This window comes from Acinetobacter sp. S54 (assembly GCF_016624945.1).
Lineage (GTDB): Bacteria > Pseudomonadota > Gammaproteobacteria > Pseudomonadales > Moraxellaceae > Acinetobacter.
This window is the reverse complement of sequence record NZ_JACVUI010000007.1, coordinates 70,447-85,131: the sequence shown is the minus strand read 5'-3', so window position 1 is coordinate 85,131 and position 14,685 is coordinate 70,447. Positions and strand designations below refer to the sequence as shown.

At 39.3% G+C, this 14,685-nt stretch carries 13 protein-coding genes; 9 read left to right on the top strand and 4 right to left on the bottom strand.

Annotated elements, in window-relative coordinates; genetic code table 11:
• Positions 1-2: 2 nt before the first annotated feature.
• On the top strand, positions 3-923 hold the full coding sequence (locus IAE20_RS11485; RefSeq protein ID WP_200461369.1) for a DMT family transporter: 921 nt from the start codon (positions 3-5) through the stop codon (positions 921-923).
• A gap of 29 nt (positions 924-952) precedes the next feature.
• On the opposite strand, the gene IAE20_RS11480 is transcribed toward IAE20_RS11485, so the two are convergent.
• Complete coding sequence (locus IAE20_RS11480; RefSeq protein ID WP_200482092.1) at positions 953-1,525, bottom strand: PilZ domain-containing protein; 573 nt, start codon at positions 1,523-1,525, stop codon at positions 953-955.
• A 26-nt stretch (positions 1,526-1,551) separates the two neighbouring features.
• Between IAE20_RS11480 and IAE20_RS11475 the strand changes: the two genes are divergently transcribed.
• The 3 genes from IAE20_RS11475 to IAE20_RS11465 all read left to right on the top strand — a co-directional run bounded on the left by IAE20_RS11475 (position 1,552) and on the right by IAE20_RS11465 (position 5,990).
• Entirely contained in the window at positions 1,552-2,787 is a 1,236-nt protein-coding gene (locus IAE20_RS11475; protein ID WP_200461367.1) for a lipoprotein-releasing ABC transporter permease subunit, read from the top strand.
• Positions 2,780-3,469: a lipoprotein-releasing ABC transporter ATP-binding protein LolD gene (gene lolD, locus IAE20_RS11470; protein WP_200461366.1), complete on the top strand. Its 690-nt coding sequence runs from the start codon at positions 2,780-2,782 to the stop codon at positions 3,467-3,469. The genes IAE20_RS11475 and lolD overlap by 8 nt, the downstream gene beginning before the upstream one ends.
• Positions 3,470-3,551: 82 nt before the next feature.
• Positions 3,552-5,990 carry a DNA internalization-related competence protein ComEC/Rec2 gene (locus IAE20_RS11465; protein ID WP_200482091.1) on the top strand — a complete coding sequence of 813 codons (2,439 nt, stop codon included), beginning with the start codon at positions 3,552-3,554 and terminating at the stop codon, positions 5,988-5,990.
• Here the strand turns inward: IAE20_RS11465 and IAE20_RS11460 are convergent.
• Positions 5,962-6,936 (bottom strand): lysophospholipid acyltransferase family protein, encoded by a 975-nt coding sequence (locus tag IAE20_RS11460; RefSeq protein ID WP_200461364.1) that lies wholly within the window; start codon positions 6,934-6,936, stop codon positions 5,962-5,964. The two genes, IAE20_RS11465 and IAE20_RS11460, sit on opposite strands and share 29 nt — an antisense overlap.
• Positions 6,937-7,072: 136 nt before the next feature.
• Between IAE20_RS11460 and sppA the strand changes: the two genes are divergently transcribed.
• Positions 7,073-8,089: a signal peptide peptidase SppA gene (gene sppA, locus IAE20_RS11455; protein WP_200461363.1), complete on the top strand. Its 1,017-nt coding sequence runs from the start codon at positions 7,073-7,075 to the stop codon at positions 8,087-8,089.
• A gap of 17 nt (positions 8,090-8,106) precedes the next feature.
• Positions 8,107-8,931, top strand: coding sequence for an alpha/beta fold hydrolase (locus IAE20_RS11450; protein WP_200461413.1), 825 nt, complete (start codon positions 8,107-8,109; stop codon positions 8,929-8,931).
• 34 nt (positions 8,932-8,965) lie between these two features.
• Here the strand turns inward: IAE20_RS11450 and purN are convergent, their stop codons facing one another.
• Positions 8,966-9,607 carry a phosphoribosylglycinamide formyltransferase gene (gene purN, locus IAE20_RS11445; protein ID WP_200461362.1) on the bottom strand — a complete coding sequence of 214 codons (642 nt, stop codon included), beginning with the start codon at positions 9,605-9,607 and terminating at the stop codon, positions 8,966-8,968.
• The gene (purM, locus tag IAE20_RS11440) at positions 9,604-10,674 is read right to left on the bottom strand and encodes a phosphoribosylformylglycinamidine cyclo-ligase (RefSeq protein ID WP_200482090.1); all 1,071 of its coding nucleotides are present in this window, start codon (positions 10,672-10,674) and stop codon (positions 9,604-9,606) included. The genes purN and purM overlap by 4 nt, the downstream gene beginning before the upstream one ends.
• A gap of 134 nt (positions 10,675-10,808) precedes the next feature.
• On the opposite strand from purM, the gene cxpE reads away from it, so the two are divergent.
• From cxpE to rbtA, 3 genes are all read left to right on the top strand, one after another.
• Positions 10,809-11,999, top strand: a complete 1,191-nt coding sequence (gene cxpE, locus IAE20_RS11435) for a chloramphenicol efflux transporter CxpE (protein WP_200461360.1) — start codon at positions 10,809-10,811, stop codon at positions 11,997-11,999.
• A 33-nt stretch (positions 12,000-12,032) separates the two neighbouring features.
• Positions 12,033-12,737: a DnaA regulatory inactivator Hda gene (gene hda, locus IAE20_RS11430; protein ID WP_200461359.1), complete on the top strand. Its 705-nt coding sequence runs from the start codon at positions 12,033-12,035 to the stop codon at positions 12,735-12,737.
• A gap of 119 nt (positions 12,738-12,856) precedes the next feature.
• On the top strand, positions 12,857-14,671 hold the full coding sequence (rbtA, locus tag IAE20_RS11425; RefSeq protein ID WP_200461358.1) for a rhombotarget A: 1,815 nt from the start codon (positions 12,857-12,859) through the stop codon (positions 14,669-14,671).
• Positions 14,672-14,685: the final 14 nt, after the last annotated feature.

The window sequence follows — 14,685 nt, the reverse complement described above, 5'->3', positions numbered from 1 at the left end:
AGATGCAATCTAAAAATAACATTGTCATAACCTATGTTGTGCTGGTGTTTATCTGGGCGACCACACCGCTTGCAATCGTTTGGAGCGTATCTGACATTTATATTCTTTGGGCGATGGCATTACGTTTTTTTATTGCCTTGCCGATTGCAGCGCTCTTGTTATTATTACTGAAAGTTAAATTTCCTCTAGATAAAATAGCCTTGCATAGCTACGTCGCGGGTTCATTTAGTCTAATCGGCTCTCAAATTTTTACCTATATTGCGACACAATATTTAAGTTCAGGAATTCTTGCACTTATGTTCGGGCTAGCTCCGATTATTGCAGGACTTATGGCACATTTTGCTCTTGGTCAGCATTTAAATAGATTACAGTGGCTCGGAATGTTTGTGGCGATTTGTGGACTGGCCCTGATTTGTTTTGGTGGATCAACTCAAAATATTCATCCTATTGGTATTGCTTTGATGCTGATCAGTGTGTTCATGTACTGTTTATCTATCTTTTGGGTCAAAAAAGTTAATGCTGAGGTGGAGCCTATGGCACAGGCAACAGGATCAATTTTGGTCTCTGCTCTGGGGGCCATCTGTTTAATGCCGTGGATCTGGCAATATGCACCTACGCATTTACCAGAAGCAAAATCATTATTCGCCTTGATGTATACCGTGATTATGGCGTCTTTAATTGCAATGTTTTGCTATTTTAAACTGGTGCGTAGTATCAAAGCCACTACATTGTCCTTGACCAATGTTATGACACCTTTATTGGCCATGTTTATTGGTGTTTTGATTAATCATGAAAAGCTTTCAATTCTGGGAGTAGTGGGAACCGTGATTATTCTTACAGGCCTTTTTTTATATTTTTACAAAGACCTACAGGCCAGTCGTCGATTGCAGTCCCATTTAAAGCACCAACATTCTGAACATTAATCTCAAATCGGATAATAGCGTTTATAGATCTAATCGTTATCCGATATTTGTTCGGAGATAGATTCTGCGAGTTTAACCCGATCATGCGGATGTAAGGTGATAAAATAAACCCCCGTTCTAAATCTATTATCCTCTTCTGCGTGGCTATAAACCACTTGGGCAGTAACGGCGATATGAAAATAATTATCTGGGTGGCTCAAGGTAATATGAATATAGGACCCTTGCTTTAAAGGTTCCGAGGTATAAAAACTGAGTCCTGTTTCAGACACATTCACCTGTTCGGTGCTTGGCAATATGGATTGAACGATAGAGTCGTAAAGAGAACCCGTAATTAAATTCAACTTTTGGTTGAATAGGGATAAGATACGAGCAATTTGTTGATCTTTTTGATTTAATTGTTCTAATTCGTAGCTAAATGCATGATCAATTTGATCTAATTCAGCAAGTAGTAGAAAATAGCGCGGCAATACAAAACTTGGATCGTAAGGATCGTTAAGTGCAACCGCATCGGAAATAACCTGATAGTTGATTCTTAACGCAGCATCTATGCGAGACATGACACGGCGTTCAGTTGTACCACTCGAATGCTGTGAACTTTCCATAATGAAATTACCTCGGATTAGATGGTATGTTTAAACCAATCTCGTTATATATCGGGTTGAGATATACTCGCGCAAGGCGCAGTAATCACTTTATTTCTTTTATTGCATTGGTTTCCATGATTGGTCTCACCTTAGGTGTTGCCGTACTCATTACCGTGCTATCGGTCATGAATGGTTTTGACCGTGAGTTGAAAAACCGTGTCTTAGGCATGATACCTCAAGCTACTGTTTCTTCAACACAAATTTTAACAGATTGGCCAGAACTTGCAAAAAAAATTGAAGGGCATCCACATGTTACTGGTGTTGCGCCTTTTACTCAATTGCAGGGGATGCTTACTGCTCATGGTCAGGTCGCAGGAATTATGGTGACTGGGATCGACCCCAAATATGAGCCGAAAGTTTCAATTATTCAAAACCATATGGTTGAAGGAAATATTAATAGCTTACAAAAAGGTGAGTTTGGCATTGTGCTGGGCAAACAAATGGCAGATGCATTAGGGCTTGGACTCAATGATAATGTCACTTTGGTTCTGCCAGAGGCAACGCCATCGCCAGCGGGCGTAGTTCCACGCTTTAAGCGTTTTAAAATTGTTGGGATTTTTAGTATTGGAGCAGAAGTTGATTCTATGATGGGTTATATCGCCCTGAATGATGCTTCAACTTTATTACGTTTGCCAGATGGCGCACAAGGTATTCGACTTAAATTAGACAATATCTTTCAGGCACCTCAGGTGGCAAATGATATTGTAAAAACCCTTCCACCAAACTTTTATGCATCTGACTGGACCTATACCCATGGTAATTTATTCAGCGCGATCCAGATGGAAAAAGCCATGGTCAGCTTGTTGTTATTTCTGATTGTGTTGGTCGCTGCATTTAATATTGTGTCATCGTTAGTGATGGTGGTGACTGATAAAAAATCAGACATTGCGATATTGAGAACATTAGGCGCTTCACCAGCAACCATTACCAAAATTTTTATGGTACAGGGTACGGTGATTGGCGTGATTGGAACAGTGGCAGGTGCCATTTTGGGAATCATTCTAGCTACTAGCATTAGTAACGTGATTGATTGGTTAAATACAGCCTTTGGCTGGCATTTGTTTGATGCTTATTTTATTAACTATTTACCTTCTTATTTAAGATGGCAAGATGTGGTCTTGATCGTTTCTGTGTCTTTGATCTTAAGCTTCTTAGCGACAATTTACCCCGCTTTACGCGCTGCAAAAATCCAACCTGCGGAGGCTTTACGTTATGAGTAAAATTGTTCTGGAAGCCAAAGATATTTATAAAAGCTTTACTGATGGTAAATCCAACGTTGAAGTTATTAAAGGTTTGTCTTTACAAGTTAAAGCAGGCGAGTTTGTTTCGATTGTTGGAGCGAGTGGTTCAGGTAAAAGTACGTTATTGCATGTGTTGGGCGGACTGGATCAACCGACACAAGGTCAAGTTTTTTTAAACGGTCAACGGTTTGATAATTTAGGTGAAGCGGAACGTGGCTTCAAACGGAATGAATATCTAGGTTTTGTTTATCAATTCCATCATTTATTACCTGAATTTACTGCTCTGGAAAATGTGGCAATGCCTCTCATGTTACGTAGTAGCAGTAACTTTAAAGAGGTGAAACAACGTGCCGAATATTTGCTGGAGCGTGTAGGATTGTCACATCGTCTGGAACATAAGCCAGGTGAGTTATCTGGAGGTGAAAGGCAGCGTGTTGCTTTGGCCCGTGCTTTAGTCACTCGACCCGCTTTAATGCTGGCAGATGAACCAACAGGAAATCTTGATCGTAAAACTGCCATGACTATTTTTCAGTTACTGATGGATCTGAAAAAAGAGTTTGATATGGCGATGCTCATCGTGACTCATGATGAACAATTGGCTCAATCTGGTGATTCTATTTTACATATGCAAGATGGACTTTGGGTCGATTCAATTCAGTAATTAAAATTTTTTAAATAATCCTTTCCAAAGCCCATGAAAATGGGCTTTAATTTTGTCCGAAAAAGACACTATATAAAATTACATGTTAAAAATTATTTTATTGGGATGGATTATTGGCATTGCCATGATGGGATATTCATTTCAAAACCTGACTCCCATTATCTATTATTTTATTCCATTTGTTTTGATGTTATGGGGAATTTATTTTCTAAAAAAAGCAACATGGAGTGAAAATATAAGTGCTAAAACAATTTTAACAATCAGTTCGACATTTTTAATGTGGCTACTGGGTTATTTATATGCAGATTATGCATTACTTGAGCGTTTAAAACAGAAAGAAATCACCTCAACTGCATCGTCGGAAGTGATTTATATTCGAGAAATGGGACAAAGCACAGACCACGGAATCAAACAGCCTGTCGAAATTTTATCTCAAGGTAGACCTTCTGTAGTGTGGCTAGTCTATATTGATGATCGTCTTTTAGAAAGCATCGCCATTAAAAATAATAGTTTAGAACTTGGTCAGTATTATCAGGTGAAAGGTATTATTAAGCCTGTGCATGGTTATGCTAATGCAGGAGGCTTTGATCAGGAAAAATGGTTTATTCAGCAAAACTGGATGTCAGGCTTTCATGTTCAACAGATTCAATCACTTTCTACCCAAGACGTTTATCGTTTAGGATTTCAGCAACATCTAAAACAAAAACAAGCACTGTGGCGAAGGTTTTGTTTAAATATTGAACAATTAAGGTTGGATTTTCGGGGTCAACTGCACCAGCAACCCTTTAAATATAAAGCATTGATGCTGGCGCTCTTAACTGGGGATCGGAGTTTACTGGATAAAAATACTGAAATTTTATTTCAGCGTTTTGGCATTTCACATTTATTGGCGATATCTGGCCCACATGTTTTGATTTTGGCTGCATTATTTACATGGCTTATGAGTTGTGTAATTCATAAGCTTAAGCCAACACTGTATTTAAAGTATCCTCGTCAGATTTTGATGATCATACCATTTTGTAGTTGTGTATTTATTTATACAGCATTTGTGGGTTTTGAGATTCCCGCATTACGCACATTATTACTGACAATTATTGCAAGTTTATTTCTACTCGTTAAACATGAAATTCGAGCTTTTAGCTTGTTAATATATACTGCAAGTTTGAGCTTATTGATCGATCCTTTCAGCATTTTATCTGCTGCATTCTGGTTGTCTTATGGCGCCTGTTTTATTTTATTGAATATTTATCAGTCCATGCACTTTCCTACCACTTCAGTGCTGACTTTAATGCAAAAAATCTGGAAGAATATTCAATTATTAATTCAGTCTCAATGGAAAATTTTTATTGCCTTATTACCTTTAGTTCTCATATTTTTTAAGCAGGTTTCTTGGATTTCCCCCATCGCTAATCTGATTGTTATTCCGCTTCTAGGAGGGGTAATTGTACCATTGGGCATTATTGCGGCTTGCGTCTGGTTAATAATTCCAACAATCGGGCATCTACTTTTTCAGATTAATGATCTATTGATTGGCATTTTATTTTTTATTTTAAATGGGTTGGACCATCTTTTTAATCCAGTATTGTATACATTTGCTTTAACACCCTGGATTTTGCTGAGTATTGGTTTAGGTATTTTGATGTTATTTTTACCTAAAGGAAGTATTCCTAAGTCATGGGCACTGTTATGTATTTGTCCAATATTTCTACTGACGTGGGTGAAACGTGATACTCAAATTTCAGTGATTGATGTCGGTCAGGGACAGTCCATTTTTATACAAGATTCATCACAACGCCTTCTAATTGATACAGGGGGTTACTATGATGAAACTAAATTTAGTATCGGTCAAAATGTCGTAGTGCCTTACTTGAAGCAACAAGGCGTTGCTCAACTTGATCGTATTTTACTTTCTCATTTAGATCAAGATCATAGTGGGGCATTAGAGGCAATTTTGAAGCAAGTCAAAGTAACTCACTTCATGGCAAATGAAACGCTGCCACAGCAAAATTCGATGTCTTTTTCTAAATGTTATACAGGCCAAACATGGCAAACCCCAGATATCCGTTTGCACATTTTGTCTCCTGAACCGATCGATGATCAGTTGGTTCAGTCTAACCGCAATGAACATTCTTGTGTCGTTTATCTTGAATTGTTAAAGGCAAAGGGTTTACGTCGATTTTTAATTATGGGCGATGCTGGATGGGAGACTGAATATCAAATTTTGCAAAAATATCCTGATTTAAAAGTTGATGTTTTAGTTTTGGGGCATCATGGCAGTAAACATAGTTCATCTTATGATTTTTTAAGGCACTATCAACCACAACTTACAGTCGCTTCAGTGGGTTATAGTAACCGTTATGGGCATCCGAGTACGCAAACGTTATCACGATTAGATGCTTTAAATATTCCACTTTATACCACGATAGCGTCGGGAACCATTACATTTCGTGTTCAGAATAATCAAGTGCAAGTTGAACAATATCGAAAAATATTTAAGTGGTTGAATCGGGATGAACCATAATGAGTTTTTGGGCTTGTTCACGCACCTGTTCCACCTTTTCTAAGGCAGTTTTTTCATCAAGTTTATACACATTATCCAGTTCGGGATTCGCTTTAAAACGTTTATAACTCCAGTGATAATGCTGAGGATATCTACGAATCAGATTTTCAATAGCATGATGGATGACCAAGGTTCCATGCACATCAGAGCCTTCATAAATAGCAGGATCCATTGGCTCAATAAACATATCAAAGCCATCGCTTTCATTGCGTATTGCATACAGAAGTAAAGCTTTGGCTTTGGTTTTCTGAATCAGTTTCGAACTTAGATTACTTGAAGCTAACGGAATGCCAAAATAATTGACCATTTCACCCCCAACGTGCGGTGAGTGATCAGGTAAAATGACGGTGGTTCCACCTTTTTTAAGGGCTTTAAAAATCTGGCGTACGCCACTTTCATCTGTAGGAACCAGATTAGCTTGTTCTCGGCTACGTGCTGCACGTACGAAAGCATCCGCATCTGCATTTTTAACGGGTTTATACAAAATGGTCATGGCGGTAAACTGAGCGCACCAGGCATTCATAACTTCCCATGTACCAAAATGTGGAACAATTAGAACCAGTCCTTTATTTTCGGCTAAAGCTTCATGAAAATAATGTTCACCGGTAATATTTTGAATACGTGAGATATTCTTTTGATTAGATGCACCCCAGACACTAAAGAACTCAAAATAAGAAGTAAGTTCATTGCGAATAGCTTGTTGTGTGATCTGGTGGCGTTCATCTTCAGTTAAATAGGGCAAGGTAATTTGTAAGTTTAACTGGATCGTTTTGGATGTTTTGCTAATTTTTAAAGAGTTGACTAAGCCTGCGAGCATACGCGCAATAAAACGTGAGAACTGAATAGGCTGTCGGCTAACAAACCTTAAAAGACGGTAATTGAAGCTATGAGTATCAGGTGTGGTCATTATTAAAAAAGATGTAAAAAAGTAAGAAAGGAAGCATCAGGCAAAAAATATTATAAGTTAAATTATACCGATTAAATAGTTTTTACCGATTCAGTGTATATAATGGCAGAGATTTTAACTTTTTGGGTTGTTTTTTATGTCCGATTGGCCACCAAAACCACAAAATGAACCATCGAATAGCAATAATAAGGCTGGACAGGAATGGCAAATTTTGGAAAAAGCTGTTCTTGCGTCTGTAGAAGAACAACGTCGTGCCAGACGCTGGGGTATTTTTTTTAAACTACTGACTTTTGCTTATCTGATTTTTATCTTTATTCTTTTAGGGCGTGGCTGTTCAACTGTAGATACCAATACTACAAGCTCAACTTCAACTGCACATCTGGCGATTGTCAATATTATTGGCACCATTGATTCTGGTAATCAATCGGTCAATAGTGAAGATACTAATAAAGCTTTAAAGCGAGCATTTGATGCAAAATCAAGTAAAGCAGTTGTTTTAAATATTAACTCGCCTGGTGGTTCGCCTGTTCAATCAGATGAAATTTGGCAACAAATTCGCTATTTAAAACAGCAGCATACAGATAAAAAAGTTTATGCTGTGATTGGCGATATGGGAGCGTCGGGTGCTTATTATATTGCTTCTGCGGCAGATGAAATTATTGTGAATCCATCAAGTCTAGTGGGTTCCATTGGGGTCATTATGCCAAATTATGGTATTAACGGACTTGCTCAAAAACTGGGGATTGAAGACCGTACCATGACGTCTGGTTCTAATAAAGATATTCTTAGCATGACCAAACCAATCAATCCTCAGCAACGTGAACATATTCAGGCTTTATTGGATAATGTACATCAGCATTTTATTGATGCGGTAAAACAAGGTCGTGGTAAACGTCTGCAATCAGATGATCCTGCAATTTTCTCAGGTTTATTCTGGACAGGTGAACAAGCGATTAAGTTAGGTGTTGCTGACCGTACAGGTAACATTGATAGTTTGATGCGCGAGCTAAAACTTGATACTAAAGTAAACTATACGATTGAACGCAGTCCATTTGAGTCTTTGGTTGGGCGTATGGGTTCACAAATAGGTCAGGGAATTAGCCAGTCGATTTCTCAGCAATTGCAGACGGAACAACAGGCGCAATTCAAGTAATTGAGTTCGTAACTATGATATCTGATAAACCATTAATCCACTTTGCGCACGCCAACGGCGTGCCTTCTAAAGTCTATCAAAAACTCTTTGATGCACTCAAAGATGATTATGACATCATTTATGTGCCTCTGATTGGGCCGGATAAACGTTATCCGATTACCAATCACTGGCCAAATTTAGTAGATCAAATCGTCGACAGCATTGTGCAACAGGCTCAGGGACGCAAAGTAATTGGTTTGGGACATTCTCTTGGCTCAGTTTTGACGTTAATGGCATCTTATCAACGTCCTGAGCTCTTCTCGCAAGTAATTATGTTGGATCCGCCGTTGATTTTGGGCAAATATTCATTTGCTTTTCATCTGGCAAAATTGGTCAGTCCGAAGTATGTAGATAAAATGACACCCGCGGGTTTGTCTGCGCGTCGACGAGATCATTGGGCATCTAAAGAACAAGCAGCTGAACTATTACGACCAAAAGGCTTTTATCAGCATTTTGACGCAGATTGTTTTCAGGCCTATATCGATTATGGGCTCAGTTCAGATCCTGCACGTGGTGGCGTAACTCTTACGATTCCTAAAGCAGATGAAGTCGAAATCTTTCGTCAAAATCCATCTTGGTGGTGGTTAACTCCACGGCATGCTCCCCATGTACCTGTACATTTGGTGGTTGGAGAAACCAGTAACTTTCTAGAGCGTGGTTTTCCACAAAAAGCCAGAAAAACTTTAGGCATTCCTTATACTGTAGTCAGTGGTGGACATATGTTCCCATTGGAGCATCCATTATCGACTTCGGATCAGATCAAAAAACTGATTGCAGCACAAGCTCAACAAAAAAGCGCGTAATTAACGCGCTTTTTCTAACCAGAATTTAGTCTGCTTAAATCTGACAAAACTGTACTGGCTTTAAAAGAGGCTGACCTTTATACACGGCCTGACCTGCTCGATATTGAATCGTTTGTGTACAAATCCATTCTACTACTTGCGGATAAATCGTATGCTCGAGTTCATGTACACGGTTTGCTAAAGTCTTGGAGTTATCATGCTGGCTAACTCTAAGTATACCTTGCAACAGAGCAGGGCCTGCATCGAGTTCTGCTGTAACATAATGAACCGTACAGCCATGAAACATATCACCTGTATTTAAAACTCGCTGATGGGTATGCATGCCTTTATAAAGAGGTAACAGGGAAGGATGAATATTAATCATTTTCCCTTCCCAAGCCCGTACAAACTTTTCACTTAAGATACGCATAAAGCCCGCGAGTACCACAAGGTCTATATCCCATGCTAGAAGTTGTTGATGCATCGCATCATCAAAAACTTCGCGGTTGGGATAGGCCTTATGCTCAATCACACAGGTTTCGATCGCCGCTTTTTTAGCTCGTTCCAATGCATACGCATCTGATTTATTGGAAATAACGCCGATAATTTTCCCTGATAATTGTTTGCCCAGTTGGGCATCAATCAAAGCTTGTAAATTACTGCCATTTCCTGAAACAAGTACCGCAATTTTCATCATGCAAAAATCACACGAATTTTTTCGTCAGCACCTTCAACAGATTCCGCATTGTCCTGAATATGACCAATTTTCCATGCTTTTTCACCAAGTAAGTTAAGCACTTGAATAGTTTTTTCAGCTTCAGCAGCATCTACCGCAATTACCATGCCTACACCACAGTTGAACGTGCGATACATTTCAAAACGTTCTACATTGCCTTCACGCTGCAGGAGTTTAAACAGTTCTGGCCATTCCCATGATGCTTCATCAATCACCGCTTGAGCGCCGTTTGGAAGTACACGTGGTAAATTACCTGGTAAACCACCGCCAGTAATATGCGCCATTGCATGAACATCAACTTGTTTGCAGAGTTCGAGCACAGGTTTAACGTAGATTCGAGTAGGTTCCATTGCTACATCAGCCAATGAGCGACCATCAATTTGTTGAGTCAAATCAACATTTTTAACATCAAGAATTTTACGCAGCAGTGAGTAACCATTTGAATGTGCACCGCTTGAAGCGATACCAATCAAAATATCTCCCGCTTTTACTTTGGAACCATCAATAATTTTACTGTGCTCAACTACACCCACTGCAAAACCAGCTAGATCGTAGTCCTCACCTTCATACATACCTGGCATTTCAGCAGTTTCACCACCGACAAGCGCGCAACCTGCAAGTTCACAGCCTTGACCAATACCTGTGACAACATCCGCTGCAACATCAACATTTAAATGGCCTGTTGCATAATAGTCGAGGAAGAATAATGGTTCTGCACCACAGACCAATAGATCATTGACACACATGGCAACCAGATCTTGGCCAATGGTGTCATGACGATTGAGGTTAAGTGCTAAACGTAATTTTGTACCTACGCCATCTGTACCAGAGACTAAAACTGGTTCTTCATAGCCTTTAGGAATTTTGCAAAGTGCGCCAAAGCCGCCAAGACCGCCCATGACTTCAGGACGAGTGGTGCGTTTTGCGACTGATTTGATACGATCGACCAGTGCGTCGCCCGCTTCAATGTCGACGCCCGCATCTTTATAGCTTAAACCAGTATTTGGGGTAGAAGTTGAGTTGCTCATAGTGAAGTCTCCGCATTGGCGGCAGATTATAACCTGAATATACGAAACTCTTATGTTATTTATGCTTGAAAATGCTATCTTTAACGAAATATTTTTGCATCTATAATGAATACATTAAAAAAAGGCTAGATTTTATGCAAGATCGTACGCTTCGCCGTATCTTCATCCTAGCAGGTATCGCATTTTTACTTTGGGTACTTTATTTACTTAAACCCGTTGTGATTCCATTTATTGGCGCTTTTTTAATTGCGTACCTGTTTAGTCCATTGGTGGAGAAACTATCAAGAATCGGTTTACCACGCTGGTTATCTATTAGTATCGTTTTTATCGGTATTGGTGTTTTACTTACCTTGGCAATCTGGTACGTGGTTCCACTGGTATGGCAACAATTGATCTATGCCCGTGACAGTATTCCTGCCGGGATTCATTGGGTCAATGCGACTTTCTTACCTTGGGTTTCACATACTTTTAATGTTGAACGTATGGAGATCGACACGGATCAAATCTCAACAGTAGTGATGGAATATATTCAGACCAATTATAGTGCTGATAGTATTCAAACTATGGCCTTGAGACTCGCACAGTCTGGTTTAAATTTTATTCAGATCGGCGGCACAATTGTGCTGATTCCTGTTATTGCATTCTATTTCCTATTGGATTGGGAGAGGATGTTAAGTAGCTTACATCGACTTATTCCAAAACCGTATGAACAAAGTACCATGCGTATTGTCAGGGAATGTCATAGTGTTTTAGGTGCTTTCGTCAAAGGCCAGTTTTTAGTGATGTTGCTATTAGGAATCGTCTATGCGGTTGGCTTGCAACTTATTGGTCTCGAAGTCGGTCTTATTATTGGTATGGTCGCTGGACTTGCCAGTATTATTCCTTATTTGGGTTTTGCGGTGGGTATAATTGCTGCAATCATCGCGACACTATTTCAGTTTGGTGTCGATTGGATGCAACTTGTTCTGGTCGGTATTGTATTTATGATTGGTCAGGCGGTTGAAGGTTATATCCTACAACCTTTTCTGTTGGGTGATAAAATTGGACTGTCACCTGTTGCTGTTGTTTTTGCTGTTTTGGCGGGGGCACAGTTGGCAGGCTTTTTAGGTATGTTGATTGCATTACCCGTCGCTGCTGTCATTGTAGTTTTACTACGCCATGTACGCGAAGCTTATGAACATAGTCAATTGTATGGTGATCAAGCTATTCTGGTACAACATGGTGGTGCTGAACATATTAGTGTAGAAACTGAAAGCGTTGATCTTGATATTGAAATCAAAAAACCGCAAGATACTGATGTGCCAAATGATTCTCCACCTAAATAGCCATGAGGTTGCTCACGAGGTTTATGACATAGTATGCGTCAACTACAGTTGAATATTGAACCTCAACTCGATGCTCGGATTAGTGATTTTTCTGGGCCAGGTTGGGGACATGTTGTTGATGCCGTCCGTCAGTTACATGCAGGATTAGTTAACCGCTTTTATATTTATGGCGGTGCTGGTTCTGGAAAAAGTCACCTACTTTCTGCAATTTGCGATTCTTATCTGGAAATAGGGAAATCTGCAATAAAAGTTTCTTTACTTGAGCTTCTGGATGCACCGATTGAAGCCATTACTTCACTTGAGCGTTATGATTTGGTTGCTTTGGATGACATTGAGGCGATTAGTGGTGTGCCACATTGGCAACGAGCAGTTTTCCATCTCATTAATTATAATAATGAAGTTGGCGGTCAACTGGTATTTTCATCGCGTGTTGCTCCAATTGAACTTAAACTTGAACTTCCAGATTTACAATCACGATTAACTCAGGCGGTCAGTGTTAAAGTACCCAATGGTAGTCTTTACGCAGACCGTGAAGCATTGGTTTTATCTACTGTGGCGCGTCGCGGTTTGCATTTTGATCCGCAAATAATTGAATATTTGCTATTGCATGGACCCCATCAAGCCTCTTTACTATTACAAACATTGGCACAGCTTGAAAAATTGCTTAAGGGTGAGAAAACTAAGCTTTCGAATGCCACCTTAAAGCAAATATATGCCTTGATTGACGAGTATCGTTAGTCACGTGAAAAATCTTGAGTAATTACTCAAGCTATGCGAAAGTACGCAAATTAACTCAAAAGTTGCTAGGAATTGGTGACTTTAAAAAAATAATGAAAATGGAAATAAAGGAGAAAGGTATGCTCAAGCGGGGTATAGGCGTTGGGCTGTTGTTCGTTGCTGGTCATGCATATAGTGCAGGCGAAATTATAGTCAACACAACAGCAGACGAAGTTAAGAACGACAATCTCTGTTCTTTGCGCGAAGCAATTGAGTATATCAATCAGGGAATGCCAGAAGCAGGATATAATGGATGTGGCGGTGAAGACTCCACTGCTGTTGTTTTGCTGGAAAAACAAAAAACCTATGAATTAAATAGTCAAATCAAGATACAAAAAGCCCTTCAGCTTAAAACAACCTACGATACCGATGTTTCAAATAATCAGTATGGAAAGAATAATGCCACCATTAAAATGGTCGGTAATGATCGAATCTTTTATGTTTATGATGATAATAGTGAGTCCGCTCAGTATAGCGTTTCATTGATTGAAGTAAATCTGGACGGTAACCCAGAAAGTACAGTGAATAATGGTGGTTTGATTTTTAACCGTGAAACTTTAAATCTGCAATACGTTAAACTGACAAATGGTCATGCCAGTGTCAATGGTGGGGCGATTTATAATGAAGGAGTTTCTACGGATACTAATGTAGGTTATGTGACTGCTTCAAATGTAATTTTTCAAAATAATACCGCACCTCAGGGAGCAGTGATCTATAGTGAATTACCTTATTTTAATATTTATCAAACAGTCATTCGTGACAACAAAGCAACTTCATCTACTTTGCCCACATTAATTTACTCAGCAATAGCATTTGATGATGATTCAACGAGTGCAAATGCTAGTTCTCGTTATTTTGGGCTTAAAAACAGTACTATTTTTAGTAATACTGGCTATATCACCAATGTACGTGATGGAATGATTGTAAACAATATTACTATGATACGTAATAGCATGGGATTGTATTTACAGGGGCCAAAAGGTGATGCCTATGTTTCTAACAGTATCATTGTTGAAAATGGTTCAAAAAACTGTGTCTTTGCAGCGGATGATAAAACGAATCTCATTAACAATCTGACCAATACCAGTATGGCTGATTGTGGTAGTGGTACCGCGACTGATCCAAATGTCAATGTGGCGAACAATAAGTTGTTGGCAGGTGAACTGGAAGGTAAATGTGATGCTGCACCAGCAGATGGTTTACTGTGCCCATATTACACCCCTGAAAATCAATTTCTAGGTTTTTTCAAGCCACGACTTTTAATGTCTTATAAAACACTGGCTGATTCTCTAATTGTCAATCGTGGCCGTGTTCTCAGTAACGGGACAAATATCACTAGTCTTTCAAGCTGTGAAGCGAGTGATCAACGTGGTAAGACACGTAGTACCAAAGAACTGTGTGATATTGGTGCGATTGAATTGGTGATTGATGCGGATTCTATTTCTCCTGTCGGGCAGGATATTCTCTATGGAGAAACTGCTAAGTTTTCAATTGCAGATCAGTTAGCGGATGGCGAACTTCTTCCTGCAAGTGAATGTGAAGGTTTATTAGGTAAAAGAGACGATGGTAAAGCATGGCAGGCAGGTTGTTTGCAAATTGTACAGACCAATACTCCATCTAAAGGCACATTAACACTGGATCAAGAAGGGAATATAACTTATGTGCCAAACGGAAACTGGCATGGTTCTGATGAATTTAAACTTCGCATCATGACCACGATTACACGATTCAGTGATTCGGTAGGAAGTCAATATATCGATATTCCTGCAAAAATTGTGCAGGATCCACCTAATGATTTTGAAAGTAAAAAAGTGAAAACCAGTGGTGGTAGCTTTGGATATGGGATGTTAATTGCTCTATTAGGACTGGTAGGGTTAAGACGTTTTAAAAAGTAAGGATAGGGAAAAGT

Excerpts from the sequence above, each read along its gene's own strand:
- IAE20_RS11485 (WP_200461369.1), top strand. The coding sequence starts at position 3 with ATGCAATCTAAAAATAACATTGTCATAACCTATGTTGTGCTGGTGTTT.
- IAE20_RS11480 (WP_200482092.1), bottom strand. The coding sequence starts at position 1,525 with ATGGAAAGTTCACAGCATTCGAGTGGTACAACTGAACGCCGTGTCATG.
- IAE20_RS11475 (WP_200461367.1), top strand. The coding sequence starts at position 1,552 with ATGTTTAAACCAATCTCGTTATATATCGGGTTGAGATATACTCGCGCA.
- lolD (WP_200461366.1), top strand. The coding sequence starts at position 2,780 with ATGAGTAAAATTGTTCTGGAAGCCAAAGATATTTATAAAAGCTTTACT.
- IAE20_RS11465 (WP_200482091.1), top strand. The coding sequence starts at position 3,552 with ATGTTAAAAATTATTTTATTGGGATGGATTATTGGCATTGCCATGATG.
- IAE20_RS11460 (WP_200461364.1), bottom strand. The coding sequence starts at position 6,936 with ATGACCACACCTGATACTCATAGCTTCAATTACCGTCTTTTAAGGTTT.
- sppA (WP_200461363.1), top strand. The coding sequence starts at position 7,073 with ATGTCCGATTGGCCACCAAAACCACAAAATGAACCATCGAATAGCAAT.
- purN (WP_200461362.1), bottom strand. The coding sequence starts at position 9,607 with ATGATGAAAATTGCGGTACTTGTTTCAGGAAATGGCAGTAATTTACAA.
- purM (WP_200482090.1), bottom strand. The coding sequence starts at position 10,674 with ATGAGCAACTCAACTTCTACCCCAAATACTGGTTTAAGCTATAAAGAT.
- cxpE (WP_200461360.1), top strand. The coding sequence starts at position 10,809 with ATGCAAGATCGTACGCTTCGCCGTATCTTCATCCTAGCAGGTATCGCA.
- hda (WP_200461359.1), top strand. The coding sequence starts at position 12,033 with ATGCGTCAACTACAGTTGAATATTGAACCTCAACTCGATGCTCGGATT.
- rbtA (WP_200461358.1), top strand. The coding sequence starts at position 12,857 with ATGCTCAAGCGGGGTATAGGCGTTGGGCTGTTGTTCGTTGCTGGTCAT.